The sequence below is a fragment of the Streptomyces sp. CA-210063 genome (genome assembly GCF_024612015.1).
Lineage (GTDB): Bacteria > Actinomycetota > Actinomycetes > Streptomycetales > Streptomycetaceae > Streptomyces.
In genome coordinates, this window is record NZ_CP102512.1 from 2,468,259 (window position 1) to 2,484,867 (window position 16,609).

A 16,609-nucleotide genomic window follows, 5' to 3' on the forward strand; every position below is an offset into this window, starting at 1 on the left:
GACCGAATCGGAACCCTTCCATCTCGTCCCCTTGACGATAAGTGGGCCGCGCCATTATCGTCTAAGTGACACTAACAAGTGTCGATCAGCCGTCACGAGGGGGATCATCCATGGCCGACATCACCAGGCGGCTCGGCTGGCGGCATCTGCGCGGTGCGCCCACCGCGCACATCCGTCACCACCGCTCCGGGCGGCTCGTGCACGACGGCCCGGGGCTGAGCTTCTGGTACCGGTCGCTGACCGCCGCGCTCTCCGAGGTCCCGGTGGACGACCGGGAGCTGGCGATGACCTTCCACGCCCGTACGTCCGACTTCCAGGACGTGGCGGTGCAGGCCACGGTGACGTACCGGGTGAGCGACCCGGCGATCGCCGCCGCCCGGCTGGACTTCTCCATCGACCCCGACACCGGGGTCTGGCGCGGCGCTCCCCTGGAGCAGTTGTCGACGCTGCTGACCGAGACGGCCCAGCAGCACGCGCTGGACGTCCTGGCCCGTACGACACTGGCGTCGGCCCTGGTCGACGGCGTCGCGGCGGTCCGCGAGCGGGTGGCGGGCGGGCTGGCGGCCGAGCCCCGGCTGCCGGCCACCGGCATCGAGATCGTGGCCGTACGCGTGGTGGCGCTGCGGCCCGAGCCCGAGGTGGAGCGGGCGCTGCGTACGCCGGCCCGGGAGCAGATCCAGCAGGAGGCGGACCGGGCGACGTACGAGCGCCGGGCCGTGGCCGTCGAGCGGGAGCGGGCCATCGCCGAGAACGAGCTGGCCAGCCAGATCGAACTCGCCCGGCGCGAGGAGCAGTTGGTCGAGCAGCGCGGCACGAACGCGCGGCGGGAGGCGGAGGAGAAGGCCGCCGCGGACGCGGTGAAGGCGGGTTCGGAGGCGGCCCGGACGGTACGGCTGACCGGGGCGGAGGCCGAGCGGACCGTGAAGCTCGCGGAGGCGGAGGCGGCGCGCAGCGTCAGGCTCACCGAAGCCGAGGCGGCACGGCAGGTCAAGCTGGCCGAGGCGGAGGCCACGGCCGCGCGGGCCGTCGGTGCGGCACGGGCCGAGGCGCAGGCGGCGTGGCTGCGGGTGCACGCCGAGGTGGACGCGGCGACGCTGCACGCGCTGACCGGGACGCGGCTCGCGGAGAACCTGCCGCGGATCGAGAGTGTGACGGTGTCGCCGGACGTGCTGACGGGGCTGCTGGCGAAGCTCGGCGTCGGGGCGGGGACGGGTGGTTCGGACGGGGACTCCGCGTGAGTCTCGCGCCGCGGGTGGTGCTGGTCCATCGCACCACCGAGTACGAGGAGTTGGTGGCCCGGCACGGTACGCACGGGCAGGCCGCCTTCTTCCTGCGGTCCCGGGGGCGGGACATCGAGGACGTGGCCGAGCGGCACCGGCGGGAGCGCCGGGCGCTGGCCGAGGTCACGTCCTCGGTACCGCTGACCTGGCGTCAGGCACGGGTCCAGCGGGGTGACTTGGACCGGTTCCTGTTCGCCCCCGAGGACGTCGTGGTGGTCGTCGGGCAGGACGGGCTGGTGGCCAATGTCGCCAAGTACCTCGCGGGGCAGCCGGTGGTGGGGATCAACCCCGATCCCCGGCGCAATCCGGGGGTGCTGGTGCGCCACCGGCCCGACCAGGCGGGGAAGTTGCTGGCCACTTCCCTCCAACGCGCCTCCTCAGCCGATGAGTTGACCATGGTCGAAGCCGTCGCCGATGACACGCAGCGGCTGGTGGCGCTCAACGAGATCTACCTCGGTGCGGCGGGGCACCAGACCGCCCGGTACCGCCTGGGGCTCGACGGCGACAGGGGTGTCGTCGAGCCTCAGGCCTCGTCCGGGGTGCTCGTGGGGACCGGGACCGGGGCGAGCGGGTGGATCCGGTCGGTGTGGCAGGAGCGGGCGAGTGAGCTGGCGTTGCCCGGGGCGAGTGAGGACCGGCTGCTGTGGTTCGTGCGGGAGGCCTGGCCGTCGCCGGTGACGGGGACGTCGCTGGTGGCGGGGGCGCTCGCGGGGGGTGGTCGGCTGTCGCTCACCGTCGAGTCGGACCGGCTCATCGTCTTCGGGGACGGGATGGAGGGGGATGCGTTGGAGTTGACGTGGGGGCAGACGGTGCGGGTGGGGGTGGCGGGGGTTCGGTTGCGGTTGGTGGGCTGACGCGGGGGTCGCCCCCGCCGCCCCTACCCGTCCCATCCCCAGGGGCTGCGCCCCTTCGACCCCCGTCGCGTGCGTTCTTTGGCTGCGGGTGCGTGGGGGCTGGTCGCGCAGTTCCCCGCGCCCCTAAAAACGAAAAGCACGGGGCGCAGCCCCTGCTTTTCAGGGGCGCGGGGAACTGCGCGAGCAACCACACACGACCCGCACCCGCCCACGAATCCGCAGCCCCGAGCTCTCAGGCGTGAGGGGGCGGCGCCACCACCGCCGCCCCCTTACGGCGCTTGCGGAGCGTGTACGCGGTGACGGCCTCCCACAGATCGCGGCGGTCGACGTCGGGCCAGGGCTGGTCGGTGAAGTGGAGTTCGGCGTAATGGGCGTGCCAGGGGAGGAAGTTGGAGGTGCGGATCTCGCCGCTGGTACGCCAGAGGAGGTCGACGTCGGGCAGGGCGTGGTGGGGCAGATGCGCGGCGAAGAGCTGCTCGGAGACCCGGGCGGGGTCGACCTCGCCGGCGAGTGCGGCGCGGGCCAACGCCGCGCCCGCCTGGGCCAGTTCGGCGCGGCCGCCGTAGTTGACGCAGACGTTGAGGGTGAGGCCGGTGCGGTGACGGGTGGCGTGCTCCTGGGCGCGAAGGACCTCCACCACGTCGTCCGGGAGGCCGTCGGGGGAACCCACCCAGCGGAGCCGTACGTCGTGGTCGAGGAGTTCGCCGTCGAGGAGTTCGGCGCGCATGATCGCGAAGAGCTTGGAGACCTCGTCGGGCGAGCGTTTCCAGTTCTCGGTGGAGAAGGCGTAGACGGTCAGGTGGGCGAGGCCGATCTCCAGGGCGCCCTGGACGACGTCGCGGAGGGCGACCGCTCCGGCGCGATGCCCTTCGTCCCGGGGCAGTCCGAGCCCGGTGGCCCAGCGGCCGTTGCCGTCCATGACGATCGCGACGTGCTGCGGCAGCTGGGCCGCGGATATCTCCGGCGGGCGGGCACCGTCGCGGTGCGGGCGCGGCGGCAGGGGCGGTTCGGCGATCCGGGTGGTCAGCCGCCCCGGGCCGGTGAACGGGGCCGCCTCGGTCGCGTCGGCGGCCGTACGGTCCGCGGGGGTCGCCGTCCGCGCCGGGGCGGCCTCCCTGTCGGGCGGCAGCGTCAGCCGCCACACCACGGCGGCCCGCGCTCGGGCCGGGCCGAGGATCCGCCACTCGGTGTGCCGGGGAACGCGTACCGGGCGGTGCAGAACGGCCGATCCGGCCCGTACGAGCGCGTCCAGCTCGGCGGTGAACAGTTCGACGGCGGTGTCGAGGACGATGGCGGGGCCCAGCGGGAGGGTGTTCCGCAGCGCGCGGCGGGAGCCCTCCAGCCATTCCCGGGCCTGGCCGGCGAGGTGGGCGATCAGCTGCTGGACGGCGGGCGTCCACTCGCGGGAGATCAGCTCGGCCGGGGTGACGTGGAAGCGGTCGAGGACTTCGGCGGGGAGCCATATGTGTCCGCCGTCGAGGTCCTCGGGGAGGTCGCGGAGCATGTCGGTGAGGAACAGCCCGTCCACGAAGCGGGTGAAGCCCGGCAGATCCCGCAGCCGCACGGGGACGGGCAGTCCGCAGCGGACCAGCATCCGCATGAGCTGTTCGGGCCAGCTGATGTTCTGGGCATGGGCCCGCTCCCGCCACTCCTGCCAGGTCGCCACGCCCTCGCGGCCGTCGTCGCGCTGGACCGCGTCCAGGGCGCCCAGCAGATCGCCGAGGTCGAGCCCCCACTGCCACACCGCGTCGGTCAGCGCGAGCCGGATCGGGTCCTCGCTGGTGCCGCTCGTCAGGTCGGCCTCCAGCGCGGCCCGCCACTCCTGAAGGCGGCGAGCACGCTCCTGCTCAGTGCCCTCGGCGGAGTCGAGCAGGTCGTCGGCGTAGGCGAAGGCGGCGTACAGGGCCCAGCACGCGGGCCGTGCCACCGGGGGCATGAGCTGCATCAGGGCGTGCTCGGTGGGCCGGGTCGTGCGGACCAGACGGCGGCACTCGTCGTATGCGGCGTCGAGTGCCGATCGCTCTCGCCCGGACCGCGTTACGGACCGCGTTGTGGTGCGACGCATGGGAACCCCACATACCTTCGAATGGGACCGATGGATGGGACCGACTCGGGTGACAGCGATCGCCCGCGATGGGCCGCGATCACTGTCCCCCGAGCACTGCCGGAACCGCTGGAACCATTCGAACGCAGTGCACGGCCACGCCTGCCCGCGACATTATCAGCCGCATTGTCACCCGGCAGGCCGGGGTCCCGGCCGTCACGGACGAGCCCTCCCGGCCGTCACGGAGGCTCCCACGACCGTCACAGACGGGGGTCGACCGGCTCCGATTCCAGGGCCAGCACTCCGAACACCGCCTCGTGCACCCGCCACAGCGGTTCCCCCTCGGCGAGCCGGTCCAGGGCCTCCAGACCCAGGGCGTACTCGCGGAGGGCGAGGGACCGCTTGTGGTTGAGGAACCGGCCGCGCAGCCGGGCGAGGTTCTCGGGGCGGGTGTACTCCGGGCCGTAGATGATCCGCAGGTACTCCCGGCCCCGGCACTTGATGCCCGGCTGGACCAGCCGCCCCGCCTCGCTCCGTACGACGGCCCCGACGGGCTTGACGACCATGCCCTCGCCGCCCCGGCCGGTCATCTCCAGCCACCAGTCGACGCCGGCCCGCACCGAGGCCTCGTCGCCGGTGTCGACGAAGAGCCGCCGGGTCGTCTGCAGCAGGCCGCTGACGTCGAACTCGACCAGCCGGTCGATGAGGGCCAGCTGCTCGTCGTGCGGGAGCGCGGCGAGGCTGCGGCCCTGGACGGCGAGGATCTGGAAGGGGGCGAGACGGACGCCGTCCAGGCCCTCGGTCGGCCAGCAGTAGCGCCGGTAGGCGTCGGTGAACGCGGCCGCGTCGGCGGCCCGCTCACGCTGCTTGCCCAGCAGCTCGCCCACGTCGACGCCGCGTGCCGCCGCACCCTCCAGGGCGGCCAGCGCACCCGGGAACACCGCGCCGGAGGCGGCGCCGACAGCCGCGTACTGGGTGCGCAGCAGCCCGGACGCCTTCAGCGACCAGGGCATCAGCTCGGCGTCGAGCAGCACCCAGTCGGTGTCCAGTTCGTCCCACAGCCCGGCCGCCGTCATGGCCTCGCGCACCCGGTGGAGGACCAGCTCGGTGCGGGCCTCGTCGTCGAAGAACGGGCGGCCGGTACGGGTGTAGAGGGCGCCGGTGGGGCCTCCCCCACTCTCGGCTGCGCTCGAGCGGGAGGTACCCCCATCACCGAAGCGTTCGCGAGCCGCGTCCGCGTCACGGCAGACCAGGGCGACCGCGCGGGAGCCCATGTGCTTCTCCTCGCACACGACTCGGGCGACCCCGTCCTCCTTGTACTGCTTGAAGGCCTCGGCCGGGTGCTCCAGGTAGCCCTCGATGTGCGAGGTGGCCGTCGGGGCCATGGTCGGCGGCAGGTACGGCAGCAGGCGCGGGTCGACCGCGAAGCGGCTCATGACCTCCAGGGCGGCGGCCGCGTTCTCCTCGCGGACCGACACCCGGCCCGCGTGCCGCGTCTCGACGACCCGGCGGCCGTGCACGTCCGCCAGGTCCAGCGGCCGGCCCTCGTGCCCGCCGGGCGCCTCGGTGGCCAGCGGCTTCGTCGGCTCGTACCAGACCCGCTCCGCCGGTACCTCGACCAGCTCGCGCTCCGGCCAGCGCAACGCGGTGAGCTTGCCGCCGAAGACGGCGCCCGTGTCGAGGCAGATGGTGTTGTTCAACCACGTGGCCTGCGGAACCGGGGTGTGACCGTAGACCACGGCCGCGCGGCCCCGGTAGTCCTCCGCCCACGGGTAGCGCACCGGCAGGCCGAACTCGTCGGTCTCGCCGGTGGTGTCGCCGTACAGGGCGTGGCTGCGCACCCGGCCGGAGGTCCGGCCGTGGTACTTCTCCGGCAGACCCGCGTGGCAGACGACCAGCCGGCCGCCGTCGAGGACGTAGTGGCTGACGAGGCCGTCGATGAACTCCCGTACCTGCTTCTTGAACTCCTCGCTCTCGCCCTCCATCTGCTCGATGGTCTCGGCGAGTCCGTGGGTGTGCTGGACGTTGCGGCCCTTGAGGTAGCGGCCGTACTTGTTCTCGTGGTTGCCGGGCACGCAGAGGGCGTCCCCCGAGCCGACCATGGACATCACGCGGCGCAGCACGCCCGGGCTGTCGGGGCCCCGGTCGACGAGGTCGCCGACGAAGACGGCCGTACGGCCCTCCGGGTGCGTGCCGTCGACGTAGCCCAACTTGCCGAGCAGGGACTCCAGTTCGCTCGCGCAGCCATGGATGTCGCCGATGATGTCGAACGGGCCGGTGAGGTGGGTCAGGTCGTTGAAGCGCTTCTCGGTGACGATCGTGGCGTTCTCGACGTCCTCGACGCCCCGCAGGATGTGCACCTTGCGGAAGCCCTCGCGCTCCAAGTGCCGTAGGGAACGGCGGAGTTCGCGGGTGTGGCGCTGGATCACACGGCGCGGCATGTCGGCGCGGTCGGTGCGGCCCGCGTTGCGCTCGGCGCACACCTCCTCCGGTACGTCGAGCACGATGGCGATCGGCAGCACGTCGTGCTGCCTGGCGAGTTCGATGAGCTGCTTGCGGGACTCCTGCTGCACGCTGGTCGCGTCGACGACGGTGCGGCGGCCGGCGGCGAGGCGCTTGCCCGCGATGTAGTGCAGGACGTCGAAGGCGTCCTTCGTGGCGCTCTGGTCGTTCTCGTCGTCGGAGACCAGGCCTCGGCAGAAGTCGGAGGAGATGATCTCGGTGGGCTTGAAGTGCCGTCGGGCGAAGGTGGACTTGCCGGAGCCGGAGGCGCCGATCAGCACCACGAGGGAGAGGTCGGTGACGGGCAGGGTGCGCCCCTTGATGGTCTCGCTCATGCCGCCTTCGCCTCCTTCTCGTCGGTGCCGCGCTGCTTGAACACGGCCATCTGGGTGGGCGGTCCCACCTCCGGGTCGTCGGGTCCGATCGGCACGAACTCGACCTCGTAGCCGTGCCGTTCGGCCACGGTGGCCGCCCACGTCCGGAACTCCTCGCGGGTCCACTCGAAGCGGTGGTCGCCGTGCCGGACATGCCCGGCGGGGAGGGTCTCCCAGCGGACGTTGTACTCGACGTTCGGGGTCGTCACGAGGACGGTGCGGGGGCGGGCCGAGCCGAACACCGCGTACTCCAGGGCGGGCAGCCGGGGCAGGTCGACGTGCTCGATCACCTCGGAGAGCACGGCGGCGTCGTAGCCCTTGAGCCGGTTGTCGGTGTAGGCGAGGGAGCTCTGGAACAGCTGGACGCGGGAGGCCTGGCGCTCGCCCATGCGGTCGAGCTTGAGTCGTCGGGAGGCGATGGTGAGGGCGCGCATCGACACGTCGGTGCCGACGATCTCGGTGAAGCGCACGTCCTTGAGCAACGCCTGCACCAACTGGCCCTGGCCACAGCCGAGATCGAGCACGCGAGCCGCTCCCGACTCCTTGAGCGCGGCGATGATCGCGTCCCGGCGCCGCACGACGAGCGGTGTCGGCTTCTCCTCGGTTTCGCCGTCCACCGCCTGCTCGACCGCGTCGTCCACGGTCTCCTCGACCTCGCCCTCCTCGACCGCGTTGTCGATCTCCTCGACCTCGCTGTCGTCGGCCTCGGCCAGCCGCACGAGTTCCAACCGCTCCATGGCCTGCCGGGTCAGCGACCAGCGGCGGGACAGGTAACGGCTGGTGATCAGCTTGTGCTCCGGGTGGTCCGGGAGCCAGCCCTCGCCCGCCCGCAGCAGCTTGTCGACCTCGTCGGACGACACCCAGTAGTGCTTGGCGTCGTCGAGGACCGGCAGCAGCACATACAGGTGGCGCAGCGCCTCGGCGAGGGTCAGCGACTCCGACTCCAGGACGAGCCGTACGTAACGGGAGGCGCCCCACTCCGGGAACGCGGTGTCCAGCGCCACCGCCTCGGCCGTGACCGTCCAGCCGAGCGGCTCGAAGAGCTTGACGACGAGGTCCGGGCCGCCGCGCGCGGGCAGCGCCGGTATCTCGACGCGCAGCGGGCGGGTCTGCTCCGGGAGTTCGGGACGGGCCTTGCAGTGGCCGCGCACGGCGCTGGAGAAGACGTCGTTCAGCGCGACGGCGAGGAGGGAGGAGGCCGCGTACGGGCGGTCGTTGACGTACTGGGCGAGCGCCGCGTCGGGTGCGCCGCCACGGCCCTTGCCCTTGCCGCGCCGGACCAGCGCCACCGCGTCCACCTCCAGCAACAGCGCGGCCGTGCACCGCTCGGCGTCCGCCTCCGGGTAGAGGACGTGCGCCTTGCCGTAGGAGGTGGAGAACGCCTGCGTCTTGTCGGGATGCTTGTGCAGCAGGAAGCCGAGGTCGGTCGCGGGGCGCTCTGGGGTACCGGTGGTACTGATCGTCAGGAACACGGTGGGTGCCTCGTAGTGGGTGTCTGAGCTGCGGAGACCCCAACGTACAGGGAAGGGGGCGGGCGCACTCGGGGATTTGCGCCCGCCCCCTCACGTGACCGTCAGGGCAGTTCGGTCACCCGGTCCGTCCCCGGTGGTGCCACCGGGCTGTGAGCGGTGAGGTAGTCGGTCAGCGCGGTGATGTCGTCGCCGCCTCCGACCGTGTTCCCGCCCTCGGCGAAGGTGGTGAAGCCGTCGCCGCCCGCCGCGAGGAAGGTGTTGGCGGTCACGCGGTACGTGGTGTCGGGCTTCAGCGGTTCACCGTTCAGCTTGATCGATGACGGGTCGATGCGGTCGCCGACCGGGGCGCTGCGGGAGAAGGAGTAGGTCAGGCCCTTGGAGACGCCCAGCATCAGGGTGGGTGCGCGGGTGCCGGAGTCGTTGAACTGTTCCTCCAGGATCTTCTCGATCCGTGCTCCGGTGAGGTCGACCGACACCAGGGACCCGGCGAAGGGCTGTACGGCGAAGGCCTCGGCGTAGGTGATCTCGCCCGGCGCCTCGCCGCCCGTCGAGGAGGCGTGGACGAGGTCCGCCCGTACGCCGCCGGGGTTCATCAACGCGATCTGGGCGCCGCCTCGTTCGGGTGCCGAGGTGGCGGCCAGCTGGGCGTCGGCGACGAGGTTCGCGAGGTCCGACTCGGCGTCGCGGGTCTCGGAGCGGGTGATGTCGGCGGTGACGCTGCCGACGACGCGGTTGGCGAGGGGCGCGGAGAGCGCCTTCCACTTGTCGATGACGGCCGTCTGGTCGGCGTCCTTGGTGACGGTGCGGGTGACGAGGTGGTTCATCGCGGCGACCTGGTCGCGTACGACGTCGCCGGTACGGCGGTCCACCGGGAGGCGCGTCTCGGTGACGACGCGGCCGAAGGACGAGGCCGAGGTGACCGAGCGGGGGTTGCCGGCCGGGTCGGGCAGGGAGCAGATGTACGGCTGGTGGGTGTGGCCGGTGACGACGGCGTCGATGGCCGGGTCCAGGTGCTTCGCGATGTCGACGATGGGGCCGGAGATGCCGTCGCACTGCCCGTACGAGCCTGCCTGCACACCGCCCTCGTGGAGCAGGACCACGATCGCCTCGACGCCCTGCCGGCGGAGCTTGCGGGCGGCGGCGTCGGCGGTCTCGACCTCGTCGGTGAAGCGCACGGATTTGATGCCGGACTGGCCGGTGACCTCGGGGGTGCCCTCCAGGGTCATGCCGATGAAGCCGACCTCGACGCCGTCGACCTTCTTGACCCAGGTGGGGGCGAGGAGCGGCTCGCCGGTGGTGCGGTCGAGGACGTTGGCCGCGAGCCACGGGAAGGCGGAGCCGTCGTACGGCTCGTCCTCGAGGTAGCAGCCGTCCTCGGGGTGGCAGCCGCCGTGCTGGATGCGCAGCAGTTCCTCGGTGCCCTCGTCGAATTCGTGGTTGCCGACGCTGGTGACGTCCAGGTGCAGTTTCTCCATGGACTCGACGGTCGGTTCGTCGTGGAAGAGGCCGGAGAGGAAGGGGCTGGCGCCTATGACGTCACCGGCGGCGACGGTCAGCGAGGCGTCCGTGCCCGCGCGGAGCTGCTTCAGCCGGGCCGCCAGATACTCGGCGCCGCCGACCGGCGTGGACTTCGCGTCCAGCTTGGAGCCGAGGTTGGCGTCACGGCCCGTGGGCGGCTCCAGGTTGCCGTGGAAGTCGTTGAAGGAGAGCAGTTGGACGTCGACGGTGGACGGCTGCTTCGGGGTGACGGGGAAAGCGCCGGTCAGGACGCCGGGGCGCACGGACAGCAGATGGAACTTGGTGACGCTGCCGTTGAAGCCGAAGTTGTCGTCGGCGACGAGGACGAGGGTGCGGGAGCCGTCGGGCAGGGTCGGGCCCCAGGTGATGCCCTCGACGTTGTCGGCGTCCGTGCCGGAGAGGGTGAAGTCGTAGAGCAGCTTCTTCGGCATGGGCCTCTCGGAGCCGGACAGCCTGTCCTCGCCGTGTACGTCCGTCGCGCCTCGGGTGGTGGTCCAGTACAGGCGGATCGCGAAACCGACACCGGAGGCGAAGGAGCGCTCGACGGTGAGGTAGTCGGTCTTGTTGATCGCGAGGATCTCGGAGACGCCCCGGTCCGCCGCGTACGTGCCGACGGGGGCGGGCAGCGGGGCGGTGGGCGCGGCGGAGATCGGGTCGACCTCGTAGACGTGCTCCGCCTCCGCCTCGCCGGTACGGCGGTCCGTCACCAGCAGCCGGGACGGGCTCTTGGCGGTCAGTCCGGCCGCCGGGCCGTCCTGGACGAGCGCGTTCTCGGTGATCGTGACGACCTCGCGCCCGTCCGGGGTGAGGGTCAGCCCCTCCAGGGCCTGGTTGTTGCGGACCCCGGCGGTGAGTGTGCCCGACTCCGAGCGGACCGGGGCGTACGCCTTCGGCAGCGGCAGGTCGCGTAGGTGCGCACCGGACGCGGACGTCTCACGGACGAACGCCGGCTGCCCGGAGGCCGAGGCGCCCTCACTGGTCCACAGCAGACCCTTGCCGTCCGGGTTCCAGCGGATCGCCTCCGGGTCGACGGCCTTCGGGGCGAAGGGTTCGCCGGTCCTGTCGTCGAGGACGGTCAGGGCGTCGAGGGCAGGCTTGTCCTCGGCGAACTCCTTGTCCTCGAGCGGCAGTCGGAGCGAGTAGAAGCGGGCCTTGCCGTTCTCCGAGCGGTCGTCGCTGAGGGCGGCGTAGGTGTGGGTCTTCGGGTCGTAGTCGATACCGGAGAGGCCGCCGAAGGGCATGCCGAGTTCGGTGGTTCCGGCGGGGACGGTGAGGGTGTCGAGGAGGGTGATGCCGTTCTGGGTCTTCTTCGGGGCGCTGTCCGCTTCGGGGGCCGCGTCGGCCGCGAAGCCGCCGGCGAAGGCGACGCCGCCGAGGAGGGCGGAGGCGGTGAGGCCGGCGAGCGCCACGTGTCTGCGGCGGACTCGCCGTCGGTGTCGGGGCATGGGTGGGTGTCCCTTCCGGGAGAGGGTGAGGGTGGGTTTCCGGGCAGGCCGGAGGAACGGAGGGTCCTAAGGGACGTTGGACCTCGCGGAGAGGGAGCTCAGAGGGAGGCCGGGGCCACCTCCCCCACGCCTCGCCGCTTCCTGCGCCACGCGTACAGCGCGAGGGCGAGGAGCGTCATGGCGTACGGGATGGTCGAGACCAGCTGCGGTGGTACGTCGAGGGTGCCGAGCTGTACCGCCAGGGCCTCGGCGGCGCCGAAACCGAGGGCGGCGAGGAAGACGCCCCAGGGACGCAGGCCGCCGAGGAACACCGCGGCGAGGGCGATGAAGCCGCGGCCGGCGGTCATGTCCCGGACGAAGAAGGACACGTACCCCATGCTGAGGAAGACCCCGGCGAGCCCGGCGAGCGCGCCGCTGAGGGCGAGCCCGGCGTACTGGACGCGCCGTACCGCGATGCCGACCGAGGCGGCGGCGTCCGGCATCTCGCCGACCGCGCGGAGGTGGAAGCCGAAGCGGGTGCGGAAGAAGAGCCAGGCCACGAAGGGGGCGGCGAGGAAGGCCAGCCAGGTGACCAGGTTCTGGCCGCTCAGCACCTCGCCCACCACCGGGATGTGCTCGATGCCGGGCAGGGTGACCGTCGGCAGGGTGCCGCTCTTGAGGCCTGAGGTGCCGCCCTTGTCGTCGAGGAGGGTGAAGACGGCGTAGGCGGTGCCGCCGGAGGCGAGCAGGTTGAGGCCGATGCCGGCGATGATCGCGTCGGCGCCCAATTCCAGGCGGAGCGCGGCGAGCAGCACACCGAGGAGGACGGCCACGGCTACCCCGGCCAGGGCTCCGGCGGCGACCGATCCGCTGTAGCCGGCGACCAGCGCGCCCGTGCAGGCGGCGCTCAGCATCTGGCCCTCCAGGGCGATGTTGCTGATGCCGGCGCGTTCGGCGACGAGTCCGCCCATGGCGGCGAGCAGATAGGGGGTCGCGACGCGCAGCACGGCCGCGAGGAAGGCGCTGCTGAGGACGACGTCGAGGACGGAGTTCATCGGGCACCCGCCTCACCGATTGCGGTGGCCTGTCTGCGGGCGAGGCGGCGCTTGAGGAGGTCCGGGAGGGCCTGGGCGGTGACCAGCAGCACGATGACCGCCTGGATCACGACCACGATCTCCGTGCCCACGTCCGTCTGCTGTTCCATGATGTCTCCCCCGGCACGCAGGTAGGAGTAGAAGAGGCCGGCGACCACGACGACCAGCGGGTTGTTGCGGGCGAGCAGCGCCACCACGATCCCCTCGAAGGCGAGGCTGCCGGCGAGCCCGGGCTCCAGACGTCCGTACACGCCCTGCACGAGATGCGCTCCCGCCAGGCCCGCGACGGCCCCGCCGATCACGAAGCTCCACTCGATGGCGCGGGGCACCCGGATACCGCCGTACTCGGCGAAGTGCGGGTTGGAACCGGTCATCCGGATGCGGTAGCCGAGCGGGGTGCGGGTGATGAGCAGCCACAGCGCGACGGCGGTGAGCAGCATGAGGAGGAAGCCGACGTTGGCGCGGCCGAAGGGGATGCCGAGCCAGTCGGTGAGCGGGGTGAGGGCGGAGTCCGGCTGGATGCGCTCCGAGTGGACGGCGCTGCTGCCCGGCTCCTTCAGCGGGCCGTTGACCAGGTAGTCGTAGACGCGGACCACGATGGCGTTGAGCATCAGCGTCGCCACGATCTCGTTGGCGCCGAGCCGGGCCTTCATCGATCCCGGTACGAAGCCCATGCCGGCGCCCGCAGTCGCCGCGGCGACCAGGGGCACGATCACGGCGGCGACCGGCGGCAGCGGCAGGAAGACGGCCACCGTGGCCGCCGCCAACGCGCCCGCGTACAGCTGGCTCTCGGCGCCCAGGCTGATCTGCCGGGCCCGGAAGGGAATCGCCACCGACAGGCCGAGCAGGGTGAGTGTGGTGGCGTCCTCCAGCCAGCGGCCGACGCGGAAGGAACGCTCCAACGGGCCGGTGAGCAGGGCCTCGTACGCCGCGATCGGGTCCTTGCCGGTGGCGAGCATCACGAGGAAGCCGATGACGAGGGCGGCCAGGATCGTCGCCAGGGTCATGCTGAGATCGACGGCGAGGCCGCGGCGCCGGGTGGCCTTGTACTCCCGGCGGTCCTCGCTCTCGATGAGCGTGGTCGGAGGGCTGGTGGTCATTCGGCGGCCGCCTTCCCGGAGTCGCCGGAACCGTCGTCGTCCGGGTCGGTCGTGGGGCCGGTGTCGGCGTGGGGGCCGGTATCGGCGCGCGGGCCGTTATCGGCGTGGGTTCCGGGCGCGGAGTCGGAACCGGCCGTGCCGTCCAACCCGGCCGTCAGGTGGTTCCCTTCGTGGTGTTCGACCCCGAGCATGTACAGCCCGACCCGCTTCTCCGTGAGGCCGGTCGTGTCGTCGAAGCGGCCCACGAGGCGGCCGTCCTTCAGGACGAGCAACCGGTCCGAGAGGGCGAGGAGTTCGGTGAGGTCGGCGGAGATGAGGAGGACGGCGGCGCCGTCGTCCCGGGCGGCGACGAGACGTTCGTACATGAAGCGCATGGCGCCGATGTCCACGCCACGGGTGATCTGGGAGGCGATCAACAGCCTTGGTCCGGCGGAGAGTTCGCGGGCGACGACGACCTTCTGCATGTTGCCGCCGGACAGCGCGCGCACCGGGACGGACGGGTCGGGGGTGCGGATCGCGTAGTCCTCGACGAGTTGCTCGGCGTGGGCGCGTACGGCTGCCGGGCGCAGGACGCCCCGGCGGGCGAGGGGCGGGCGGTCGTGCCGGTCGACGACGAGGTTGTCGGCGATGGACTCGTCCAGGGCGGCCCCGTCGTGGAGGCGGTCCTCGGGGACGTATCCGATGCCGGCCCGGCGGTGGCCCGCGACGTCCAGACCGGCGGTGTCGGTGTCTCCGACGCGGACGGTCCCCGCGCTCGGTCGTCGCAACCCGGCCAGGATCTCGGCGAGTTCGGTCTGTCCGTTGCCCTCGATGCCGGCCACACCGACGATCTCGCCGGCGGCGACGTCGAAGTCGAGGCCGTGCAGGGACTGGCCGGTCGGGGCGTCGTACTCCAGGCCCCGCACCCGCAGCGTGGTCCCGGCGCGCCGCGCGGGCGCCCGGGCCACGTCCAGGGACATCTCGCGGCCGACCATCATCGCGGCCAGCGAGTGCTCGGTGGTGTCGGCGGTGGCGACGGTCCCGACCAGGGCGCCGGCGCGCATCACGCTCACCCTGTCGCTGATCTCCCGTACCTCGCGCAGCTTGTGGGAGATGAACAGCACCGTCATTCCGCCGTCGCGCAGCCGTCGTACGGCGGCGAAGAGGTCCTCCGTCTCCTGCGGGGTGAGGACGGCGGTCGGCTCGTCCAGGATCAGTATCCGGGCGCGGCGGTGGAGGGCCTTGAGGATCTCGGCGCGCTGACGCATGCCGACCGACACCTCGTCGATGCGGGCCAGCGGGTCGACGGCGAGTCCGGCCTCCTCGGCGAGACGCGCGGTCGCCTCGACGGCCGCCTTGGCGTCGACCAGGCCCCGGCGGCCGGGCTCGACGCCGAGGACGACGTTCTGGGCGACCGTGAAGGACGGCACCAGCATCAGGTTCTGGTGGACCATGCCCACGCCGAGCGCGATCGCGGGGGCCGGGCCGCGCAGCACACGGGGCCGGCCGCCGATCAGGATCTCGCCGGAGGTGGGCTGCTCCAGGCCGTAGAACAGCTTCATCAGCGTGGACTTGCCGGCGCCGTTCTCGCCGACGACCGCGCGGATCTCACCGGCCGGTACGTCGAGGTCGACGCCCCGGACCGCGCGCACACCGTTGGCGTACGTCTTGGTGACCGCGCGGGTGGCGACGGCGGGCCCGGCCGGGTCCCATGACTCGTTCATCTCAAGGCCGTTCAGGGGTCGGTTCGGGGGTCAGAAGGCGCTGGGGACCGTGAGGGAACCGGACTTCACCTTGTCGGCGGCCTCCTGGAGCTCGGTGCGGATCTTCTCCGGCACCACCTCCTGGAAGTGGTCGTCGTCGACATAGCCGACCGCGTCCTCGGTGAGACCGACGCTCTCGACGGCGCCGTACTTCACCGCGTCCTTCTTGTCGTCCTCGGCGGCCTTGTACAGGGCGTTGCCGACGTTCTTGAGGATGGAGGTGACGACGGTGTTCTTCTGGGCGTTGTCCGTGAGGGTCTGGTACTGGTCGGAGTCGACGCCGAAGGTGTAGCGCCCGGCGCTCGCGGCCGACTCGAAGGTGCCGAGTCCGGAGAGCCCGGCGACCGGCCAGACGAGGGCGGCGCCCTGCCCGTACATCGCGGTGGAGATCTCCTTGCCCTTGGCGGGGTCGCCGAAGGGCTTGTCGCCGCCGACGTACTGCACGAGGACGTCGGAGTTCTTCCCGCCGGCCGCCTTGAATCCGGCCTTGAATCCCACGATGAAGTCCTCGATGACGGGGATCTTCACCCCGCCGACGACTCCGACCTTGTTCAGGGATTCGGCGCCCTTGAGCGCTTTCTCGGCGACCAGCTTCTCGGCGAGGAATCCGGCCAGATATCCGCCCTCGTTCTGCTTGAAGGTCACCGAGTAGACGTTCTCGCACTTGTTGGAACAGCCGTTCTTGCCGGTGTAGTCGACGGCCGAGTCGAACACCCAGAACTTCTTGTCCGGGTACTGCGGGGCGAGTTCACCGATGTAGTCGGTGACGTCGAAGGTGCCGGCCGCGAGGATGTCGTAGTCGTCGGCGGCCGCCGCGTCCTCGAAGCCCGGCTCCCACTTGGTGCGGTCCTGGCCCAGCTCCACGACCTTCAACTCGTAGCCGAGCTTGCTCTCCGCCCGCTTCAGGCCCTCGTAGGCGGAGTCGAAGAACGACTTGTCGCCCAGCCCGCCATTGACCACCAATTTGATCCGGGTCTTTCCGGAGGAGGCCGACCCGGAGTCGTCCGAGCCCGATCCTCCGCACGCGGTCAGTACGAGCATTCCCGCCACCGCGACGGCGGCGCCCGGTCCGTAACTTCTCATCGTCATCGACCTCCTGATCATTTCCTGCTCCTGATCATTTTCCGCTCTCACTGACAGTGACAGTAAGAAGTGCAAAACGTTTTGGCTACGTCGAAGGGTTTCTGTTTGATTTCTTCCTGGGG

The 16,609-nt window shown here is 71.6% G+C and carries 10 protein-coding genes; 2 read left to right on the forward strand and 8 right to left on the reverse strand.

All coding sequences use genetic code 11. The features are described from left to right. Positions 1-110 precede the first annotated feature (110 nt). Positions 111-1,238 carry an SPFH domain-containing protein gene (locus tag JIX56_RS10675; protein ID WP_257539555.1) on the forward strand — a complete coding sequence of 376 codons (1,128 nt, stop codon included), beginning with the start codon at positions 111-113 and terminating at the stop codon, positions 1,236-1,238. Then, complete coding sequence (locus JIX56_RS10680) at positions 1,235-2,134, forward strand: hypothetical protein (protein ID WP_257539557.1); 900 nt, start codon at positions 1,235-1,237, stop codon at positions 2,132-2,134. Before JIX56_RS10675 ends, JIX56_RS10680 begins: the two co-directional genes overlap by 4 nt. 232 nt (positions 2,135-2,366) lie before the next feature. Here JIX56_RS10680 and uppS read toward each other — a convergent pair whose 3' ends face one another. From uppS to JIX56_RS10720, 8 genes are all read right to left on the reverse strand, one after another. After that, positions 2,367-4,199, reverse strand: coding sequence for a polyprenyl diphosphate synthase (gene uppS, locus JIX56_RS10685; protein WP_257539559.1), 1,833 nt, complete (start codon positions 4,197-4,199; stop codon positions 2,367-2,369). Positions 4,200-4,438: 239 nt separating this feature from the next. Continuing rightward, a complete protein-coding gene (locus JIX56_RS10690; RefSeq protein ID WP_257539574.1) occupies positions 4,439-7,015 on the reverse strand; it encodes a polynucleotide kinase-phosphatase in 2,577 nt (858 codons plus the stop codon). After that, positions 7,012-8,526: a 3' terminal RNA ribose 2'-O-methyltransferase Hen1 gene (locus JIX56_RS10695; protein WP_257539576.1), complete on the reverse strand. Its 1,515-nt coding sequence runs from the start codon at positions 8,524-8,526 to the stop codon at positions 7,012-7,014. Before JIX56_RS10695 ends, JIX56_RS10690 begins: the two co-directional genes overlap by 4 nt. A 101-nt stretch (positions 8,527-8,627) precedes the next feature. Next, on the reverse strand, positions 8,628-11,489 hold the full coding sequence (locus JIX56_RS10700; RefSeq protein ID WP_257539577.1) for an esterase-like activity of phytase family protein: 2,862 nt from the start codon (positions 11,487-11,489) through the stop codon (positions 8,628-8,630). A gap of 98 nt (positions 11,490-11,587) precedes the next feature. Continuing rightward, positions 11,588-12,523 carry an ABC transporter permease gene (locus JIX56_RS10705; protein ID WP_257539579.1) on the reverse strand — a complete coding sequence of 312 codons (936 nt, stop codon included), beginning with the start codon at positions 12,521-12,523 and terminating at the stop codon, positions 11,588-11,590. Then, complete coding sequence (locus JIX56_RS10710) at positions 12,520-13,662, reverse strand: ABC transporter permease (protein ID WP_257539612.1); 1,143 nt, start codon at positions 13,660-13,662, stop codon at positions 12,520-12,522. Before JIX56_RS10710 ends, JIX56_RS10705 begins: the two co-directional genes overlap by 4 nt. Continuing rightward, positions 13,659-15,365 carry an ABC transporter ATP-binding protein gene (locus JIX56_RS10715; RefSeq protein ID WP_257539614.1) on the reverse strand — a complete coding sequence of 569 codons (1,707 nt, stop codon included), beginning with the start codon at positions 15,363-15,365 and terminating at the stop codon, positions 13,659-13,661. The genes JIX56_RS10710 and JIX56_RS10715 overlap by 4 nt, the downstream gene beginning before the upstream one ends. Positions 15,366-15,395: 30 nt before the next feature. Further along, positions 15,396-16,493, reverse strand: coding sequence for a BMP family ABC transporter substrate-binding protein (locus JIX56_RS10720; protein ID WP_257539616.1), 1,098 nt, complete (start codon positions 16,491-16,493; stop codon positions 15,396-15,398). Between the last annotated feature and the right edge of the window lie 116 nt (positions 16,494-16,609).